12 protein-coding genes are annotated in these 16093 nt (G+C 69.7%); 8 read left to right on the top strand and 4 right to left on the bottom strand.

The window, feature by feature from the left end:
- The first annotated feature begins 27 nt into the window (after positions 1-27).
- On the top strand, positions 28-1017 hold the full coding sequence (locus AMK31_RS10725) for a phosphotransferase family protein (RefSeq protein WP_198948466.1): 990 nt from the start codon (positions 28-30) through the stop codon (positions 1015-1017).
- On the opposite strand, the gene AMK31_RS10720 is transcribed toward AMK31_RS10725, so the two are convergent.
- The 4 genes from AMK31_RS10720 to AMK31_RS10705 are packed head-to-tail and all read right to left on the bottom strand — an operon-like array spanning position 992 to position 4791.
- The gene (locus AMK31_RS10720) at positions 992-1768 is read right to left on the bottom strand and encodes a succinate dehydrogenase/fumarate reductase iron-sulfur subunit (RefSeq protein WP_073940222.1); all 777 of its coding nucleotides are present in this window, start codon (positions 1766-1768) and stop codon (positions 992-994) included. The genes AMK31_RS10725 and AMK31_RS10720 overlap by 26 nt on opposite strands.
- Complete coding sequence (locus AMK31_RS10715) at positions 1765-3639, bottom strand: fumarate reductase/succinate dehydrogenase flavoprotein subunit (protein ID WP_073940221.1); 1875 nt, start codon at positions 3637-3639, stop codon at positions 1765-1767. Before AMK31_RS10715 ends, AMK31_RS10720 begins: the two co-directional genes overlap by 4 nt.
- Positions 3639-4475, bottom strand: a complete 837-nt coding sequence (locus AMK31_RS10710; protein WP_073940220.1) for a hypothetical protein — start codon at positions 4473-4475, stop codon at positions 3639-3641. The genes AMK31_RS10715 and AMK31_RS10710 overlap by 1 nt, the downstream gene beginning before the upstream one ends.
- A gap of 28 nt (positions 4476-4503) precedes the next feature.
- Positions 4504-4791 (bottom strand): hypothetical protein, encoded by a 288-nt coding sequence (locus AMK31_RS10705; RefSeq protein ID WP_073940219.1) that lies wholly within the window; start codon positions 4789-4791, stop codon positions 4504-4506.
- A 286-nt stretch (positions 4792-5077) separates the two neighbouring features.
- Here AMK31_RS10705 and AMK31_RS10700 point away from each other — a divergent pair, with 286 nt between their 5' ends.
- The 7 genes from AMK31_RS10700 (at position 5078) to AMK31_RS10670 (ending at position 16091) form a co-directional block, all read left to right on the top strand.
- Complete coding sequence (locus AMK31_RS10700) at positions 5078-7171, top strand: ABC transporter family substrate-binding protein (RefSeq protein ID WP_073940218.1); 2094 nt, start codon at positions 5078-5080, stop codon at positions 7169-7171.
- Positions 7172-7318: 147 nt separating this feature from the next.
- Positions 7319-9235, top strand: coding sequence for a translational GTPase TypA (gene typA, locus AMK31_RS10695; RefSeq protein ID WP_073940217.1), 1917 nt, complete (start codon positions 7319-7321; stop codon positions 9233-9235).
- A gap of 661 nt (positions 9236-9896) precedes the next feature.
- Entirely contained in the window at positions 9897-10931 is a 1035-nt protein-coding gene (locus AMK31_RS10690; RefSeq protein WP_073940216.1) for an ABC transporter permease, read from the top strand.
- A 47-nt stretch (positions 10932-10978) separates the two neighbouring features.
- Entirely contained in the window at positions 10979-12796 is a 1818-nt protein-coding gene (locus tag AMK31_RS10685; RefSeq protein ID WP_079186799.1) for an ABC transporter substrate-binding protein, read from the top strand.
- 96 nt (positions 12797-12892) lie between these two features.
- Positions 12893-13873, top strand: a complete 981-nt coding sequence (locus tag AMK31_RS10680) for an ABC transporter permease (protein ID WP_073940215.1) — start codon at positions 12893-12895, stop codon at positions 13871-13873.
- Positions 13874-13883: 10 nt separating this feature from the next.
- Positions 13884-14945, top strand: a complete 1062-nt coding sequence (locus AMK31_RS10675; RefSeq protein ID WP_073940214.1) for an ABC transporter ATP-binding protein — start codon at positions 13884-13886, stop codon at positions 14943-14945.
- Positions 14946-14957: 12 nt separating this feature from the next.
- On the top strand, positions 14958-16091 hold the full coding sequence (locus AMK31_RS10670) for an ABC transporter ATP-binding protein (RefSeq protein WP_073940213.1): 1134 nt from the start codon (positions 14958-14960) through the stop codon (positions 16089-16091).
- Positions 16092-16093: the final 2 nt, after the last annotated feature.

Raw genomic sequence — 16093 nt, 5'->3', positions numbered from 1 at the left:
GCCCCGTACGCCCGGGAGGCGTAGCCCATGCCCCGCACGGCCCTGACCCGCGACGACCTCGCCCCGCTCGCCCGAGCCGCGCTCGGCCGCCACCGCCCGCTGCGCTCCGTCACCCGGCTGCGCGGCGGCAGCAAGAAGGGCGTCTACCGTCTCACCTGCGACGACGGCTTCACAGCCGTGGCGTACGTCTGGTCGGCCGCCGAGGACTACTGGGACGCCGGGCCCACCGACCCCCGCGACCCGCTGTCGCCCGGCACGGACCTCGGCCTGTTCACGGCGGCGCACGACCGGCTCGCCGCCGCCGGGGTGCGCACACCGCGCCTGCTGCACGCCGATGGCACCCGCACGCGGCTCGCGGCGGACGCGGCGGTCGTCGAGGACCTGCGCGGCGGAAGCCTGGAGGAGATGCTGCGGCGGGACCCGGCAGCGGGGCGGGCCGCCCTGGACCGGCTGGCCGTCCAGCTCGGGCGGCTGCGCGAGGTGCGGGGGCCGGGCCTCGGCAAGGTCGCCGTCGTCGACGGCGGCGGGGTGTCGGACGCGCCCTCCTGCGAGCGGCGCGTCACCGACGGCGCCCTGCGCTCGATCGCGGAGGCCGCCGTACGGGACGAACGGATCGCCGCCGTACGGGACGGACTGGAGGACAGGGTGCGGGAGCTGGCCGAGGCCGTACGGCCGCGGGCCCGGTACGGCCTCGTCCACGGCGAACTCGGCCCCGACCACGTCCTGCTCGACGCCGAGGGCCACCCGGCCCTGATCGACATCGAGGGCCTGATGTACTTCGACGCCGAGTGGGAGCACGTCTTCCTGCGGATCCGCTTCGGCTCCCACTACGACGTCCTGCGCGCCCCCGGCCTCGACGAGGACCGGCTGCGCCTGTACCGGCTGGCCACGCACCTGTCCCTGGTGTCCGGTCCGCTGCGGCTCCTCGAAGGGGACTTCCCGCACCCGGAGGGGATGCGGGCCATCGCCGAGCACCACCTGCGGCAGACGCTCAGCCTGCTGCCGGACGCCTCCTGATCTTCGAGCCCAGCCACACCAGCGGGTCGTACTTGCGGTCCACGGCCCGTTCCTTCAGCGGGATCAGGGCGTTGTCGGTGATCTTGATGCCCTCGGGGCAGACCTCCGTGCAGCACTTGGTGATGTTGCAGTAGCCGAGACCGTGCTCGTCCTGGGCGGCGCTCTTGCGGTCGAGCCCGCTCTCCGCCGCCGCGTCCAGCGGGTGCATGTCCAGTTCGGCGACCCGCATCAGGAAGCGGGGGCCGGCGAACGCCGCCTTGTTCTCCTCGTGGTCGCGCACCACATGGCAGGTGTCCTGGCACAGGAAGCACTCGATGCACTTGCGGAACTCCTGCGAGCGGTCCACGTCCTCCTGCATCATCCGGTACTCGCCGGGACCCACCCCGGCCGGCGGCACGAACGCCGGCACCTCCCTGGCCTTGCGGTAGTTGAAACCGACGTCCGTGACCAGGTCCCGGACCACCGGGAACGCCCGCAGCGGGGTCACGGTGATCGTCTCGTCGGGGGCGAACACCGACATCCGGGTCATGCACATCAGCCGGGGCCGCCCGTTGATCTCCGCCGAGCACGACCCGCACTTGCCCGCCTTGCAGTTCCACCGGACGGCGAGATCGGGGGCCTGGGTCGCCTGCAGACGGTGAACGATGTCCAGGACCACCTCGCCCTCGTTCACCTCGACCGTGAAGTCCTCCAGGCCGCCGCCGTCCGCGTCGCCCCGCCACACCTTGAAGCGGGCCTCGTAGCCGCTCATTCGTACAGCTCCTCTTCGGCGAGGTACTTGACCAGCTCCTCCTTCTGGAAGAGGGCGAGCAGGTCGGGGCGGATGGGGTCGGTGGTCTCCCGGGTCAGGACGACGGCGTCCCCGGCGAGCGCGCACAGCAGGTTCACCCGCCGCCACGCCCGGTCCATCGCCGGGAAGTCCTCCCGGGTGTGACCGCCGCGCGACTCGGTGCGCTCCAGCGCCGCCCGGGCCACGCACTCGCTGACCAGCAGCATGTTCCGCAGATCGAGGGCCAGGTGCCAGCCCGGGTTGAACTGGCGGTGGCCCTCCACACCGGCCCGCGCCGCCCGTGCCCGCAGGCCGGCGAGGGCTTCCAGGGCCTGCTCCATCTCGCCCTCGCGGCGGATGATGCCGACCAGGTCGTTCATGGTCCGCTGGAGTTCCTGGTGCAGGGTGTACGGGTTCTCGCCGGTCACCGAGAAGGGCCGCAGCGCCTCCTCGGCGGCCGCGTCGACCTGGGCGTCGTCCACCCGGGGGCGCGCCCCGGCGAGGTCCGCCGCGTGGTCGGCCGCGTACCGGCCCGCCCGGCGGCCGAAGACCAGCAGGTCGGAGAGCGAGTTGCCGCCGAGCCGGTTCGAGCCGTGCATGCCGCCCGCCACCTCACCGGCGGCGTACAGCCCGGGCACCCCGCGTGCCGCCGCCGTCTCGGAGTCGACGGCGACGCCGCCCATCACGTAGTGGCAGGTCGGCCCGACCTCCATGGCCTCCGCGGTGATGTCGACGTCCGCCAGCTCCTTGAACTGGTGGTACATGGACGGCAGCCGCCGCTTGATCACCTCGGCGGGCATTCGCGTCGACACGTCCAGGAAGACCCCGCCGTGCGGAGAGCCGCGGCCCTCCTTCACCTCGGTGTTGATGGCCCGGGCGACCTCGTCGCGGGGCAGCAGCTCGGGCGGGCGCCGGTTGTTGTCCGGGTCGTCGTACCAGCGGTCGGCCTCGTCCTCGGTCTCGGCGTACTTCTCCTTGAAGACGTCCGGGATGTAGTCGAACATGAACCGCTTGCCGTCGGAGTTGCGCAGCACCCCGCCGTCGCCGCGCACCGACTCGGTGACCAGGATGCCCTTCACCGACGGCGGCCAGACCATGCCCGTCGGGTGGAACTGCACGAACTCCATGTTCACCAGGGGCGCGCCCGCGAGCAGGGCGAGGGCGTGCCCGTCGCCGGTGTACTCCCACGAGTTCGACGTCACCTTGAACGACTTGCCGATGCCGCCGGTGGCGATCACCACGGCGGGCGCCTCCAGGACGAGGAAACGGCCGCTCTCCCGCTCGTAGGCGAAGACGCCGCTCACCCGGGATCCGTCCTTGAGCACCCGGGTGACCGTGCACTCCTGGAAGACCCTGAGGTGGGACTCGTAGTCGCCGGTCCGGGCGAAGTCCTCCTGCTGGAGCGCGACGATCTTCTGCTGGAGGGTGCGGATCAGCTCCAGGCCGGTGCGGTCGCCGACATGGGCGAGACGCGGGTACTCGTGGCCGCCGAAGTTGCGCTGGGAGATCCGCCCGTCCTTCGTACGGTCGAACAGGGCGCCCCAGGTCTCCAGCTCCCACACCCGGTCGGGGGCCTCCTGGGCGTGCAGCTCGGCCATCCGCCACTGGTTGAGGAACTTGCCGCCGCGCAGGGTGTCGCGGAAGTGGACCTGCCAGTTGTCGTGCTCGTTGACGTTGGCCATCGCCGCCGCGATGCCGCCCTCGGCCATCACCGTGTGCGCCTTGCCGAACAGCGACTTGCAGACGACCGCCGTACGGGCGCCGCGCTCGCGGGCCTCGATGGCGGCGCGCAGACCCGCCCCGCCGGCCCCGACCACGACGACGTCCCACTCCTGCCGCTCGACCACGGACATCAGAAGAACCTCGGATCCTCGAAGACACCGGAAGCGACCAGGTAGACGTAGAAGTCGGCGAGCGCCACGCTCGCCAGCGACGTCCAGGCGAGCAGCATGTGCCGGGCGTTGAGCCGTCCCACGAACTGCCACATGCGGTAGCGCACGGGGTGCCGGGAGAAGTGCTTGAGCTTGCCGCCGACGATGTGCCGGCAGGAGTGGCACGACACGGTGTACGCCCAGATCAGCACGATGTTGACGACGAAGACGAGGGTGCCGAGGCCCATGTGGCCCCACTCGTAGTGCTCGTCGCGGAAGGCGAGCACGGTGTCGTAGGTGAGGATGCCCGCGACCGGGATCGCCGCGTAGAAGAAGTAGCGGTGGATGTTCTGCAGGATCAGCGGGAAGCGGGTCTCACCGGTGTACTTCCCGTGCGGCTCGGCCACCGCGCAGGCCGGCGGGGACGCCCAGAAACCCCGGTAGTAGGCCTTGCGGTAGTAGTAGCAGGTCAGGCGGAAGCCGAGCGGGAAGATCAGGATGAGGATCGCCGGTGAGATGCCCCACCAGCTGCCGAAGATCTCCCAGTTGGGTCCCGCCCGCATCGGCTCGCAGTTCTCGGCGAGGCAGGGCGAGTAGAACGGCGAGACGTACGGCGCCGCGTAGTAGTCGGCGCCTGCGAAAGCCCGCCACGTCGAGTAGACGACGAAGGCGAACAGCCCGGCGGCGGTGGCGGCCGGCGCCAGCCACCACCGGTCGGTCCGCAGATGCGGGGCGGCGATCGCGGCGCGGCCGGCGGAGCGGACACCGCCGCCGGAGTGATGGGGTTCGGTTGTCGGGGGTTCCGTACCAGTGGCCAAGGTGTGACTCCCGGTCGGCTCGGGTTGCTCAGGGTGCGCGTCGGTCGCGGGCGCCGAGACCCTCGTCGTCCGAGTCCGTCCACAGGGCGACGTCGTACGGGGTGTCGGAGATGGTGACGAGTTCCGGCCGCCGGCCGGACGCGTGGCCGGAGGCCACCTCGCGGAGCAGCGCGACGCTCGCGCGCAGATGGTCGCAGTCGGCGCGGACCCGGCGGACGTCGATTCCGCCGCCCATCTGCTGTTCCAGCCGGTTCACGGACCGGTTCAGGTCCTCGAGGCACCGCTGGACTGACACCAGTTCATCGTGCACGGACATGACGTGACCTCACTTCCGTCGGCCGGGGGGCCGTGGACGGCGACGTTCATGCGCCTGCGAGTGTTGCGCGTCACACCTGCCGGTGGGAAGGGGAGTGCACCGATTGGCCGAGGCGTGTGGGTGCATCCCGTGGTGCGTTGCGCCGCACGGGTGACTTCCGGGCGACCGTCGCCGTGTCGCCGCCCGTTGCCGAACCCTTTCCTCTTCAGTGGCCGCATACATGTGATCAGCTCCATATACCGCCAAAAGTGATCGTAACGCCCGCGGCCCCCGGAGGTAACACCAGATGTCCCACCACGGCGTCACTCCCCGCGCGGTCCTGCGCTCGGTCGCCTTCCTCACCGCGGGCGTGCTGACCGTGCCCGCCCTCGCCGGGTGCAGCTCGAAGGACCCGGCGGGCAAGCCGCTGGCCGGGCAGGACATCGCCCCCGCCGCGCGCGCCGAGGTCACCGACGGCGGCACCCTGCGCTGGGCCGTGGACGCGGTGCCGGAGACCCTGAACACCTTCCAGGCGGACGCCGACGCGGCCACCACCCGGATCGCCCAGGCCGTGCTGCCGTCGATGTACCGCATGGACGCCCAGGGCCGCCCGCAGATCGCCGCCGACTACCTGGAATCGGCCAAGGTGGTGAAGACCGAGCCGAAGCAGGTCGTCCTCTACAAACTGAGCCAGCAGGCCGTCTGGAGCGACGGCCGGGAGATCGGCGCCGCCGACTTCGCCGCCCAGTGGCGGGCCCTGTCCGGCAAGGACAGCGCGTACTGGACCGCCCGCAACGCCGGGTACGACCGGATCGAGCGGATCGAACGCGGCGAGAACGACCTGGAGGTCAAGGTCACCTTCGCGCGGCCCTACGCCGACTGGCGCTCGCTGTTCTCGCCGCTGTACCCGAAGGAGGTCATGGGCACGCCGGACTCCTTCAACGACGGGGCCCGCAAGAAGCTGAAGATCACCGCCGGGCCGTTCACCGTGAAGAAGGTCGACACCAAGGCCGACGAGGTCACCCTCGTGCGCAACCCCCGCTGGTGGGGCAGCCCCGCCCGGCTCGACGCGATCGTGCTGACCGCCGTACCCCGCGAGGAGCGGGCCGAGGCGCTGGCCGCCGGAGCGGTCGACCTGGCCGAGATCGACGCCGCCGAGGCCCGCCGCATCACCGCCGCCGCCGGACCGAGGGGCGCCTCCGCCTCCCCGTCGAAGGCCGCGCGCGACGACGAGAACGGCGACGGCGGCGGAGGAAACGCCGGGCCGGCCCGCCGGGACCAGGCGCTGAGCGGGTTCGAGGTCCGCAAGTCCCTCGAACCCGCCTACACCCAGCTCGCCCTGAACGGCTCCGAGGGCCCGCTCGCCGACGAACGCGTCCGCCGGGCCGTCGCCCGCACCCTGGACCGCGAGGAGCTCGCCAGGACCGTCCTGCGGCCGCTGGACCTGCCCGCCGTCCCGGTCGGCAGCCACCTCGCCCTGTCCGGGCAGGCCGTCTACGCCGACAACAGCGGCGCCCTCGGCGGCCAGGACACCGCCGCGGCCCAGGCCCTGCTCGCCGACGCGGGCTGGGTGCGCGGCGGACCGGTCGAGGAGGAGCAGGGCGAGAAGGCCGCGGGCCCCGAGGGCGAGAAGGCCAAGGGGAAGGGGACCGGCGACGACGGGATGTTCATCGTCGGCCAGGACGACAAGGCCAGGGACGTCCGCGACGCCGAGGACGGCAAGCGGGAGGGCCACCACCTCGCCCAGGACGGCAAGCAGCACCTGAAGCAGGGCGGCGCCCCGGGCGCGTACGCCCCCAAGGGCACCGCCGCCCCGGCCGGCACGAAGACCGGCGTGGTCGCCAAGGACGGCAAGCCGCTCACGCTCCGCTTCGTCCTGCCGTCCGGGCCGGGCTCGGAGAGCCTGCACGCGGTCGCGGACCGCATCACCCGCATGCTGGACGGGGTCGGCATCCGCACCGAGACGACCAAGGTCAGCGACGAGAGCTACTTCAGGGACCACATCGCCTCCGGCGCGTACGACCTCGCCCTGTACTCCTGGCCCGCCTCCGCCTTCCCCGCCACCGACGCCCGCCCGATCTACGCCAAGCCCGTCCCCGGCGCCGACGGCTCCCTCACCGTCGAACAGAACTACACCCGCGTCGGCACCGACCAGGTCGACCAGCTCTTCGACCAGGCGATCGCCACCCTGGACGAGTCCGAGTCCCGCTCCCTGCTCCGCAAGGCCGACGCCCGCATCTGGGCCGCGGCCGGCTCCATCCCCCTCTACCAGCGCCCGCAGCTGATCGCCGCGCGGAAGGACCTCGCCAACGCCGGCGCCTTCGGCTTCAGGACCCCGGTCTACGAGGACATGGGCTTCCTGAAGAAGGGAGCAAAGGTTTCTCCGAGAGCGTCGTCGTAGGGGCGTGGCCGCCTCCCGGCGGCGCCCGGCGAAGCCCGTTCTTCCGCGCCCCCGTACCATGGGAGGCAGGCCGAGGCGTGACCAGCCCGGCAGGGGCTAGCGCGAGCGACGCGCAGCCGATTCCACACTCCGGGAGTACGCCGCAATATGGCTGTGACCTCAACACGTCACGACATCCGCAACGTCGCCATCGTCGCCCACGTCGACCACGGCAAGACGACCATCGTCGACGGCATGCTGAAGCAGGCCGGCGCCTTCGCCGCCCACCAGCTCGACTCCGTCGACGACCGGGTCATGGACTCGAACGACCTGGAGCGTGAGAAGGGCATCACGATCCTCGCCAAGAACACGGCGGTGAAGTATCACCCCAAGGACGGCGGGGACCCGATCACCATCAACATCATCGACACCCCCGGCCACGCCGACTTCGGCGGCGAGGTCGAGCGCGGTCTGTCGATGGTCGACGGCGTCGTGCTGCTCGTCGACGCCTCCGAGGGCCCGCTGCCGCAGACCCGCTTCGTGCTGCGCAAGGCCCTCCAGCAGCGGCTGCCCGTCATCCTGTGCATCAACAAGACGGACCGCCCCGACTCCCGGATCGACGAGGTCGTCAACGAGACCTACGACCTGTTCCTGGACCTGGACGCCGACGAGGACCAGATCGAGTTCCCGATCGTCTACGCCTGCGGCCGTGACGGCGTCGCCTCGCTGACCAAGCCGGAGGACGGCACCGTCCCCTCCGACTCCACCAGCCTGGAGCCGTTCTTCTCCACGATCCTGGAGCACATCCCGGCCCCGACCTACGACGAGGACGCCCCGCTCCAGGCGCACGTCACCAACCTGGACGCCGACAACTTCCTCGGCCGTATCGCGCTGCTCCGCGTCGAGCAGGGCGAGCTGCGCAAGGGCCAGACGGTCGCCTGGATCAAGCGCGACGGCTCGATCAGCAACGTCCGCATCAGCGAACTGATGATGACCGAGGCGCTCACCCGCAAGCCCGCCGAGAAGGCCGGCCCGGGTGACATCTGCGCCGTCGCCGGCATCCCGGACATCATGATCGGCGAGACCCTCGCCGACCCCGAGAACCCGGTCGCGCTGCCGCTGATCACGGTCGACGAGCCCGCGATCTCGATGACCATCGGCACCAACACCTCCCCGCTGGTCGGCCGCGGCGGCACCGGCAAGGGCGCGGACGCCAAGGCGGCCGTGAAGGACCGCAAGGTCACCGCCCGCCAGGTCAAGGACCGCCTGGACCGCGAGCTGATCGGCAACGTCTCGCTGCGCGTGCTGGAGACCGACCGTCCGGACGCCTGGGAGGTCCAGGGCCGTGGTGAGCTGGCGCTCGCCATCCTGGTCGAGACCATGCGCCGGGAGGGCTACGAGCTCACCGTCGGCAAGCCGCAGGTCGTCACCAAGGAGGTCGACGGCAAGGTCTACGAGCCGGTCGAGCGCATGACGATCGACGTGCCCGAGGAGCACATGGGCGCGGTCACGCAGCTCATGGGCGTCCGCAAGGGCCGCATGGACAACATGTCGAACCACGGCTCCGGCTGGGTCCGCATGGAGTTCGTCGTCCCGTCCCGCGGTCTGATCGGCTTCCGCACGGAGTTCCTGACCCAGACCCGCGGCACGGGTATCGGCCACTCCATCCACGAGGGCTTCGAGCCCTGGTTCGGCACCCTCCAGACCCGTAACAACGGCTCCCTGGTCGCCGACCGCGCCGGCGCCGTCACCGCGTTCGCGATGACGAACCTCCAGGAGCGCGGCGTGCTCTTCGTGGAGCCGGGCACCGAGGTGTACGAGGGCATGATCGTCGGCGAGAACTCGCGCTCCGACGACATGGACGTCAACATCACCAAGGAGAAGAAGCTCACCAACATGCGGTCGTCCACGGCCGATGTGGCCGAGTCGATCGTCCCGCCGCGCAAGCTCTCGCTGGAGCAGTCGCTGGAGTTCTGCCGCGACGACGAGTGCGTGGAGGTCACCCCGGAGGCCGTTCGCATCCGCAAGGTGAACCTGGACGCCCGCGAGCGCGCCCGCGCCGCGAGCCGCGCCAAGCACGGCTGAACCTGACGTACCCGAGGCCCGGGCGTCCCCATCATGGGGGCGCCCGGGCCTTTTTCAACCCGTTTTTTCGCGCCGTCGCACGCCCGTACTGTCCGGAACGCGGAGACCGGCGCCCGATAGCCATGTAACACGTCCGTTTCGCGGCCTTCTTCGCCCGAACAGTTTGTCCAGATTTTGGAAGATCTACGCGTGAGCTGTGACTGAATTGAGATTTAAGAACGGTGGTCGGTAGTTGCCTCATGGCAGATAGTTAGCCGCGTAGCGCTCGGGTCAATGGGTCTCGCGCTGTGGGGACAGCGCCCGACTCACGAGCACCAGGGGGTGTCTGAACTTCCGTCAGGGGTGTCGGAGGTCCGGACAAGCGCCCCCTCCTGTTGGTGAACACGTGGAGTCACGAGGAGGAGTCCCATGCGCGGTGTCACAAGCGCGAGGCGGGCCACAGCCGTTCAGCAGGTCGTCACCACTCGCCCTTCGCCGTACGCCGATCCGCGCTGAGCCCCGGCCGGGGGCCGCTGCCGCCGTGCGCCTACGCGCGTCCGGCTGCGGATTTCCCGTCCGGTTCAGGGTGCCCTGACGCCTCTTCATGCACCGCACCGCGCTCGCCCGTTGCTTCCGGCGAGCCGGCGGTTCGGCACATCCACACCTGTGAAATGGGCGAACTGTGACAAGTCCTATCGACCTTGCGGGCGGCGGAACGTCCGCCGTCACCGACGGCGATCCCGGCAAGGAGAAGAAACCCGAGAGCGCGGGCCTGGAGGGCCGCTCACCCGGCCAGTTGATGTGGCTCCGCTTCAAACGCGACCGCACCGGCGTGATCGCCGCCTGCGTCGTCGGGTTCTACTTCCTGATCGCCCTGCTCGCACCGTTCATCGCGAAGCTGTACGGCAAGAACCCGTACACCGTCTACGCCGACGAGCGGCCCGAACTCTTCGACAGCGCGGGCGTACCGGTGCAGCCCAACGGCGGGATCAGCGGCGAGTTCTGGTTCGGCCTGGAGCCCGGCAACGGCTACGACGTCTTCACCAAGCTCCTCTACGGCATCCGCACCTCGCTGATGATCTCCGTCGCGGTGACCGTCACCGTGGTGCTGACCGGCATCCTGCTCGGCATCACCGCCGGCTATCTCGGCGGCCGGACGGACTACTGGATCAGCCGGGTCATCGACTTCCTGCTCGCCTTCCCGGCCCAGCTGTTCTTCATCGCGAGCATGCCGGTGGTCGTCGCCCTCTTCGTCCACCCTCGTGACGAGACCCCGACCTACGTGCGGGTGCTGGCCCTCATCATGGTCCAGTGGTTCCTGGGCTGGATGAGCCTGGCACGCATCCTGCGCGGCACCACACTCGCCCTGCGAGAACGGGAGTTCATCGAGGCGGCGAAGGTCAGCGGGGCCTCGCCGTGGCGGATCATCCGCAAGGAGATCCTGCCGAACGTGGTCACCCCGCTCCTCGTGCAGACCACGTATCTGCTGCCCAACTTCGTGACCGCCGAGGCCGGTCTGTCCTTCCTCGGGGTGGGCATCGTCGAACCGACGCCGGACTGGGGGCAGATGTTCTCCAAGGCGTCCACCGAACTCGTGATGCAGAACGACATCACGTACATGTTCTTCCCCGGCGTCTCGATGATCATCTTCATCGTGGCTTTCAACCTGCTCGGGGACTCGGTCAGGGACGCTTTCGATCCCAAGACGGCGCGCTGACCGTTCCATATGCAACTGGTGCAATACAGATGGGTGGAATCTGAGTGATGAGTAGGGGCGGACGCCACATATACGCCGCAATCTCAGTGCTCGCAGCCGGAGCCCTCGTGCTCACCGGTTGCAGCGAGGGCGGCAGCAAGACCGGGAACAACGACAAGAACGACAAGGAGCAGCAGGAGAACGCCGCGCGGCAGCAGAGCTCCATCCCGTTCGGCGACGCGAAGGACTCCGAGGGCCCCGCGCCCGAGGTGCCGGGCGCCAAGAGCGGCGGCACCATCTCGGTGCTGGCCCGCGACAGCTACGCCCACCTCGACCCGGGCCAGATCTACGTCCAGGACGAGATGGCGGTCTCCCAGCTGATCCACCGCGGCCTGACCGGCTACAAGGCCACCAGCGACGACGGCAGGAAGCACGAGGTCGTCGGCGACCTCGCCACCGACCCCGGGACCACCACGGACGGCGGCAAGACCTGGAAGTACACCCTGAAGGACGGCATCAAGTGGGAGGACGGCTCCCCGATCACGTCCAAGGACGTCCGGCACAGCGTCGAGCGCCTGTTCGCGCCGTTCATCAACCAGGGCCCGCCGTACCTCCAGCAGTGGCTGGCCGACACCCCGGGCGCCGACTACCGCAAGCTGCTCCCGGACGGCCCCTATGAGGGCAAGCACCTCCCGGACAGCCTCCTGGAGACCCCGGACGACAAGACGATCGTCTTCAAGTTCAAGACGGCCCGCCCCGACCTGCCGTACGCCCTGGCCATGGCCGGCTACGCCATCGTCTCCGAGAAGGGCGACACCAAGACCAAGTACGACAAGGCCCCGGTGGCGGCCGGACCGTACAAGATCCAGGAGTTCAAGTCCGGCAAGTCGATGACCCTGGTGCGCAACGAGAACTGGGACGCGAAGACGGACCCGGTGCGCCACCAGTACGTCGACCGGTTCGACATCACCTTCAACCACCAGTACGAGCAGTCCACCAAGGCGCTGCTCGCCGACAGCGGCAAGGACCAGACCGCCGTCAGCTTCAGCAACGCGGTCGACGCGGGCAACCTCTCCAAGGTCCTCAGCGACCCGAGCCTGAAGGACCGCACGGTCTCCGGCTACCAGCCGTACGTGGGCCAGATCAACATCAACCAGGCCCACCCGGAGCTGAAGGACATCAAGATCCGGCAGGCCATCGCCTACGCCCTGCCGGTCACGCCGTTCGTCCGCGCCTACGGCGGCACCGACGCGATGGAGCCCGCCGGCGGCATCCTCAGCCCGACCGTGGCCGGCTACGACGCCGCCTTCGACCCGTGGGGCAAGAAGAAGAAGCCCGCCGGTGACCCGGAGAAGGCGAAGAAGCTGCTGGAGGAGGCCGGCAAGGTCGGCATGAAGCTGACCTTCGGCTACATCAACACCCCCGAGGGCCAGCAGTACTCCACCGCCATGGCGGCGGGCCTGGAGAAGGCCGGCTTCGACGTGCAGCGCCAGGAGATCCCGGCCGAGACCTTCTACGACCAGGTCAGCCAGCTGGACAACAACTACGACATCTTCCACACCGCGTGGGGTGCCGACTGGCCGTCCGCCTCGACCGTGATCCCGCCGCTGTACGACGGCCGCGCGATCGCCGAGGGCGCGCAGAACTACTCGCAGATCAACGACCCGAAGATCAACAGCGAGATCGACCGGATCAGCAAGATCACCGACCCGGTCAAGGCCGCGGCCGAGTGGGGCAAGCTCAACGAGTACATCGTCAAGGACGTCGTCAACGTCGTCCCGACCGCGTACTACAAGCAGACCCAGATCGCCGGCTCCAAGATCGGCGGCCTCGTCTACGACGACGTCATCAGCGGCGTCGACCCGCGCCGTCTGTACGTCAAGTAACCCACGCCCTACCGGTACCCGGTGCCCCCGGCCGCGAACGAGCGGCGGGGCGCCGGGTACCGCCCGGCCCGCTGACGTCTGAGAGCTGCCCCTGCCATGCTGCGCTTCCTCGTCCGCCGCGCCCTCGGCGCCGCCGTCATCCTCTTCCTGCTCAGCATCGTGACGTTCCTGATCTTCTTCGGGATGCCACGCGACCCGGCGCTGCTGATCTGCGGCAAGTCGTGCACGCCGGCCAACCTGGAGAACATCCGGCATGTGCTCGGGCTCGACAAGTCGATCCCCGAGCAGTACTGGCTGTTCCTGCACAACCTGGTCCTGGGCAGCAACGAATACATGCAAGGGCCCTGCCCCGCGCCCTGCTTCGGCTACTCCTTCCACACCGGTGAGGCCGTCTGGGACACCCTCGTCGACCGGCTCCCCATCACCGTCTCGCTCACCATCGGCGGAGCCGTCTGCTTCCTGGTCTTCGGCCTCGGCACCGGCCTGCTCGCCGCCTGGCGGCGCGGCACCCTCATCGACAAGACGGCCACGGCCACCGCGATGGTCGTCAGCTCGATGCAGATCTACTTCCTCGGCCCGCTGGCGCTGGCGATCCTCGTCTACCAGACGCAGCTCTTCGACAAACCGACGTACAACGAGTTCACCAAGGACCCCATCGGCTGGTTCGGCGGGCTGATCATCCCCTGGGTGATCCTGTCGACGATCTTCGCCGCGCAGTACACGCGTATGGCGCGTTCGGCGATGATCGAACAGCTCCAGGAGGACCATGTGCGCACCGCCCGCGCCAAGGGCATGTCCCGGCGGTACGTCTTCTTCCGCTACGCCTGGCGCGGCTCGCTGATCCCCATCGTCACCATCTTCGGCATCGACATGGGCTCCCTGCTCGGCGGCGCCATCATCACCGAGTACACCTTCGGCCTTCCGGGGCTCGGCCGGCTCGCGGTGGAGGCGGTCTCCTTCAGCGACCTGCCGCTGCTGCTCGGCGTGATGCTCTTCGCGGCCTCGATGATCCTGCTGTTCAACATCGTCGTCGACGCCGCCTACGCCTTCATCGACCCGCGCGTACGGCTGTCCTAGGAGCACTGTCGTGACCACTCTGACCAAGGAGGCCGGCGCGCCCGTCCCGGCCGGCGAGGGTGCCTTCCTCTCCGTGCGGGACCTGCACGTCAGCTTCAAGACCGAGGACGGCGTCGTCCGTGCCGTCGACGGCCTCTCCTTCGACCTGGAGCGCGGCCGGACCCTCGGCATCGTCGGCGAGTCGGGCTCCGGCAAGTCCGTCACCAACCTGACCGTCCTCGGCCTGCACAACCCGATGTTCACCACCGTCGAGGGCGAGATCCTGCTCGACGGCAAGGAGCTGACCACCGCCCGCGAGTCCGAGCTGGAGAAGCTGCGCGGCAACAAGGCCGCCATGATCTTCCAGGACCCGCTCACCGCGCTGTCCCCGTACTACACGGTGGGCCGGCAGATAGCCGAGCCGTACCGCAAGCACACCGGCGCCTCCAAGAAGGACGCCTGGGAGCGGGCGGTGGAGATGCTGGGCAAGGTGGGCATCCCGAACCCGCAGCTGCGGGCGAAGGACTACCCGCACCAGTTCTCCGGCGGTATGCGGCAGCGCGCGATGATCGCGATGGCGCTGGTCTGCGACCCCGACCTGCTGATCGCCGACGAGCCGACCACGGCCCTGGACGTGACGGTCCAGGCACAGATCCTCGACCTGCTGAAGGACCTCCAGCAGGAGTTCGGCTCGGCGATCATCTTCATCACCCACGACCTCGGCGTCATCGCCGACATGGCCGACGACATCATGGTGATGTACGCGGGCGGCGCCGTGGAGCGAGGCAGCACGGCCGAGGTGCTGCGCGCACCGCAGCACCCGTACACCTGGGGTCTGCTGAACTCCATGCCCCGGCTGGACTCGGACGTGGCCACCCCGCTCGCGCCCATCCCCGGCAGCCCGCCCAGCCTGCTCACCCCGCCCTCGGGGTGCCGCTTCCATCCCCGCTGCACCTTCCAGGACCGGGTCGGCGGCGGCCGCTGTGTCAATGAGCGCCCCCTGCTGGCGCCGGACCGGGCTTCCGCCTGCCATCTCACGGCGGAGCAGAAGCGGACCATCTTCATCGAAGAGATCAAGCCCCGACTGGGCTAGGAGGACAACGGCATGAAAGAGGACCTCGTCCTCCCCGCCCCGCGCGAGGCCGCCGAGCCCGGCCCCGACGGGGACCCGCTGCTCGTGGTCAAGGGCCTGACCAAGCACTTCCCGGTGAAGGGCGGCTTCCCCATCCGGCGCACCGTCGGCCAGGTCCAGGCGGTGGACGGCATCGACCTGACCGTGCACGTCGGGGAGAGCTTCGGCCTGGTGGGGGAGTCGGGCTGCGGCAAGTCGACGACGGGCCGCCTGATCACCCGGCTGATGGAGCCGACGGCCGGCACGATCTCGTACCGCGGCCGGGACATCACGCACGCCGGCCGCAAGCAGCTCGCCCCGATCCGGTCCGAGATCCAGATGATCTTCCAGGACCCGTACTCCTCGCTGAACCCGCGCCAGACGGTCGGCAAGATCATCTCCGGTCCGATGGAGATCAACGGGATCCAGCCGGAGGGGGGAAGGGAGAAGCGCGTACGGGAGCTGCTGGAGATCGTCGGCCTCAACCCCGAGCACTACAACCGCTTCCCGCACGAGTTCTCCGGCGGCCAGCGGCAACGCATCGGCGTCGCCCGGGCGCTGGCCCTGGAGCCGAAGCTGATCGTGGCCGACGAGCCGGTCTCCGCGCTGGACGTCTCCATCCAGGCGCAGGTGGTGAACCTGCTCCAGAAGGTCCAGCGGGAACTCGGCATCGCCTTCCTGTTCATCGCCCACGACCTGGCCGTCGTACGGCACTTCTCACAGCGTGTCGCGGTCATGTACCTCGGCAAGGTGATCGAGGTCGGCGACCGCGAGTCCATCTACACCCGGCCCCGGCACCCCTACACCCACGCCCTGCTCTCGGCCGTGCCCGAGGTGAACGTGGCGGGCGCGGAGGCGGGGCCGCGCGAACGCATCCGGCTCGCCGGTGACGTGCCGTCGCCCATCTCGCCGCCGTCCGGCTGCCGGTTCCGCACGCGCTGCTGGAAGGCGCAGGAGAAGTGCGCGACCGAGGAACCGCCCCTGGTCCGCATCTCCGGCAACCACGAGGGCCATCTGACCGCCTGCCACTTCCCCGAAGACCCGACACTGGAGGCGCGGGGCGAGGACATCGTGCTGGACCCGGCACTGGCGGCACTGGAGGAGGGGCACGACGACCAGGGCGCCTGAGA

Origin of the sequence: Streptomyces sp. TSRI0107 (genome assembly GCF_001905845.1) — a bacterium.
GTDB lineage: Bacteria > Actinomycetota > Actinomycetes > Streptomycetales > Streptomycetaceae > Streptomyces.
This window is presented reverse-complemented; position numbering and strand designations above follow the sequence as displayed.

Coding starts and splice junctions, on each gene's coding strand:
- AMK31_RS10725 (WP_198948466.1), top strand. CDS start 28: ATGCCCCGCACGGCCCTGACCCGCGACGACCTCGCCCCGCTCGCCCGA.
- AMK31_RS10720 (WP_073940222.1), bottom strand. CDS start 1,768: ATGAGCGGCTACGAGGCCCGCTTCAAGGTGTGGCGGGGCGACGCGGAC.
- AMK31_RS10715 (WP_073940221.1), bottom strand. CDS start 3,639: ATGTCCGTGGTCGAGCGGCAGGAGTGGGACGTCGTCGTGGTCGGGGCC.
- AMK31_RS10705 (WP_073940219.1), bottom strand. CDS start 4,791: ATGTCCGTGCACGATGAACTGGTGTCAGTCCAGCGGTGCCTCGAGGAC.
- AMK31_RS10700 (WP_073940218.1), top strand. CDS start 5,078: ATGTCCCACCACGGCGTCACTCCCCGCGCGGTCCTGCGCTCGGTCGCC.
- typA (WP_073940217.1), top strand. CDS start 7,319: ATGGCTGTGACCTCAACACGTCACGACATCCGCAACGTCGCCATCGTC.
- AMK31_RS10685 (WP_079186799.1), top strand. CDS start 10,979: ATGAGTAGGGGCGGACGCCACATATACGCCGCAATCTCAGTGCTCGCA.
- AMK31_RS10680 (WP_073940215.1), top strand. CDS start 12,893: ATGCTGCGCTTCCTCGTCCGCCGCGCCCTCGGCGCCGCCGTCATCCTC.
- AMK31_RS10670 (WP_073940213.1), top strand. CDS start 14,958: ATGAAAGAGGACCTCGTCCTCCCCGCCCCGCGCGAGGCCGCCGAGCCC.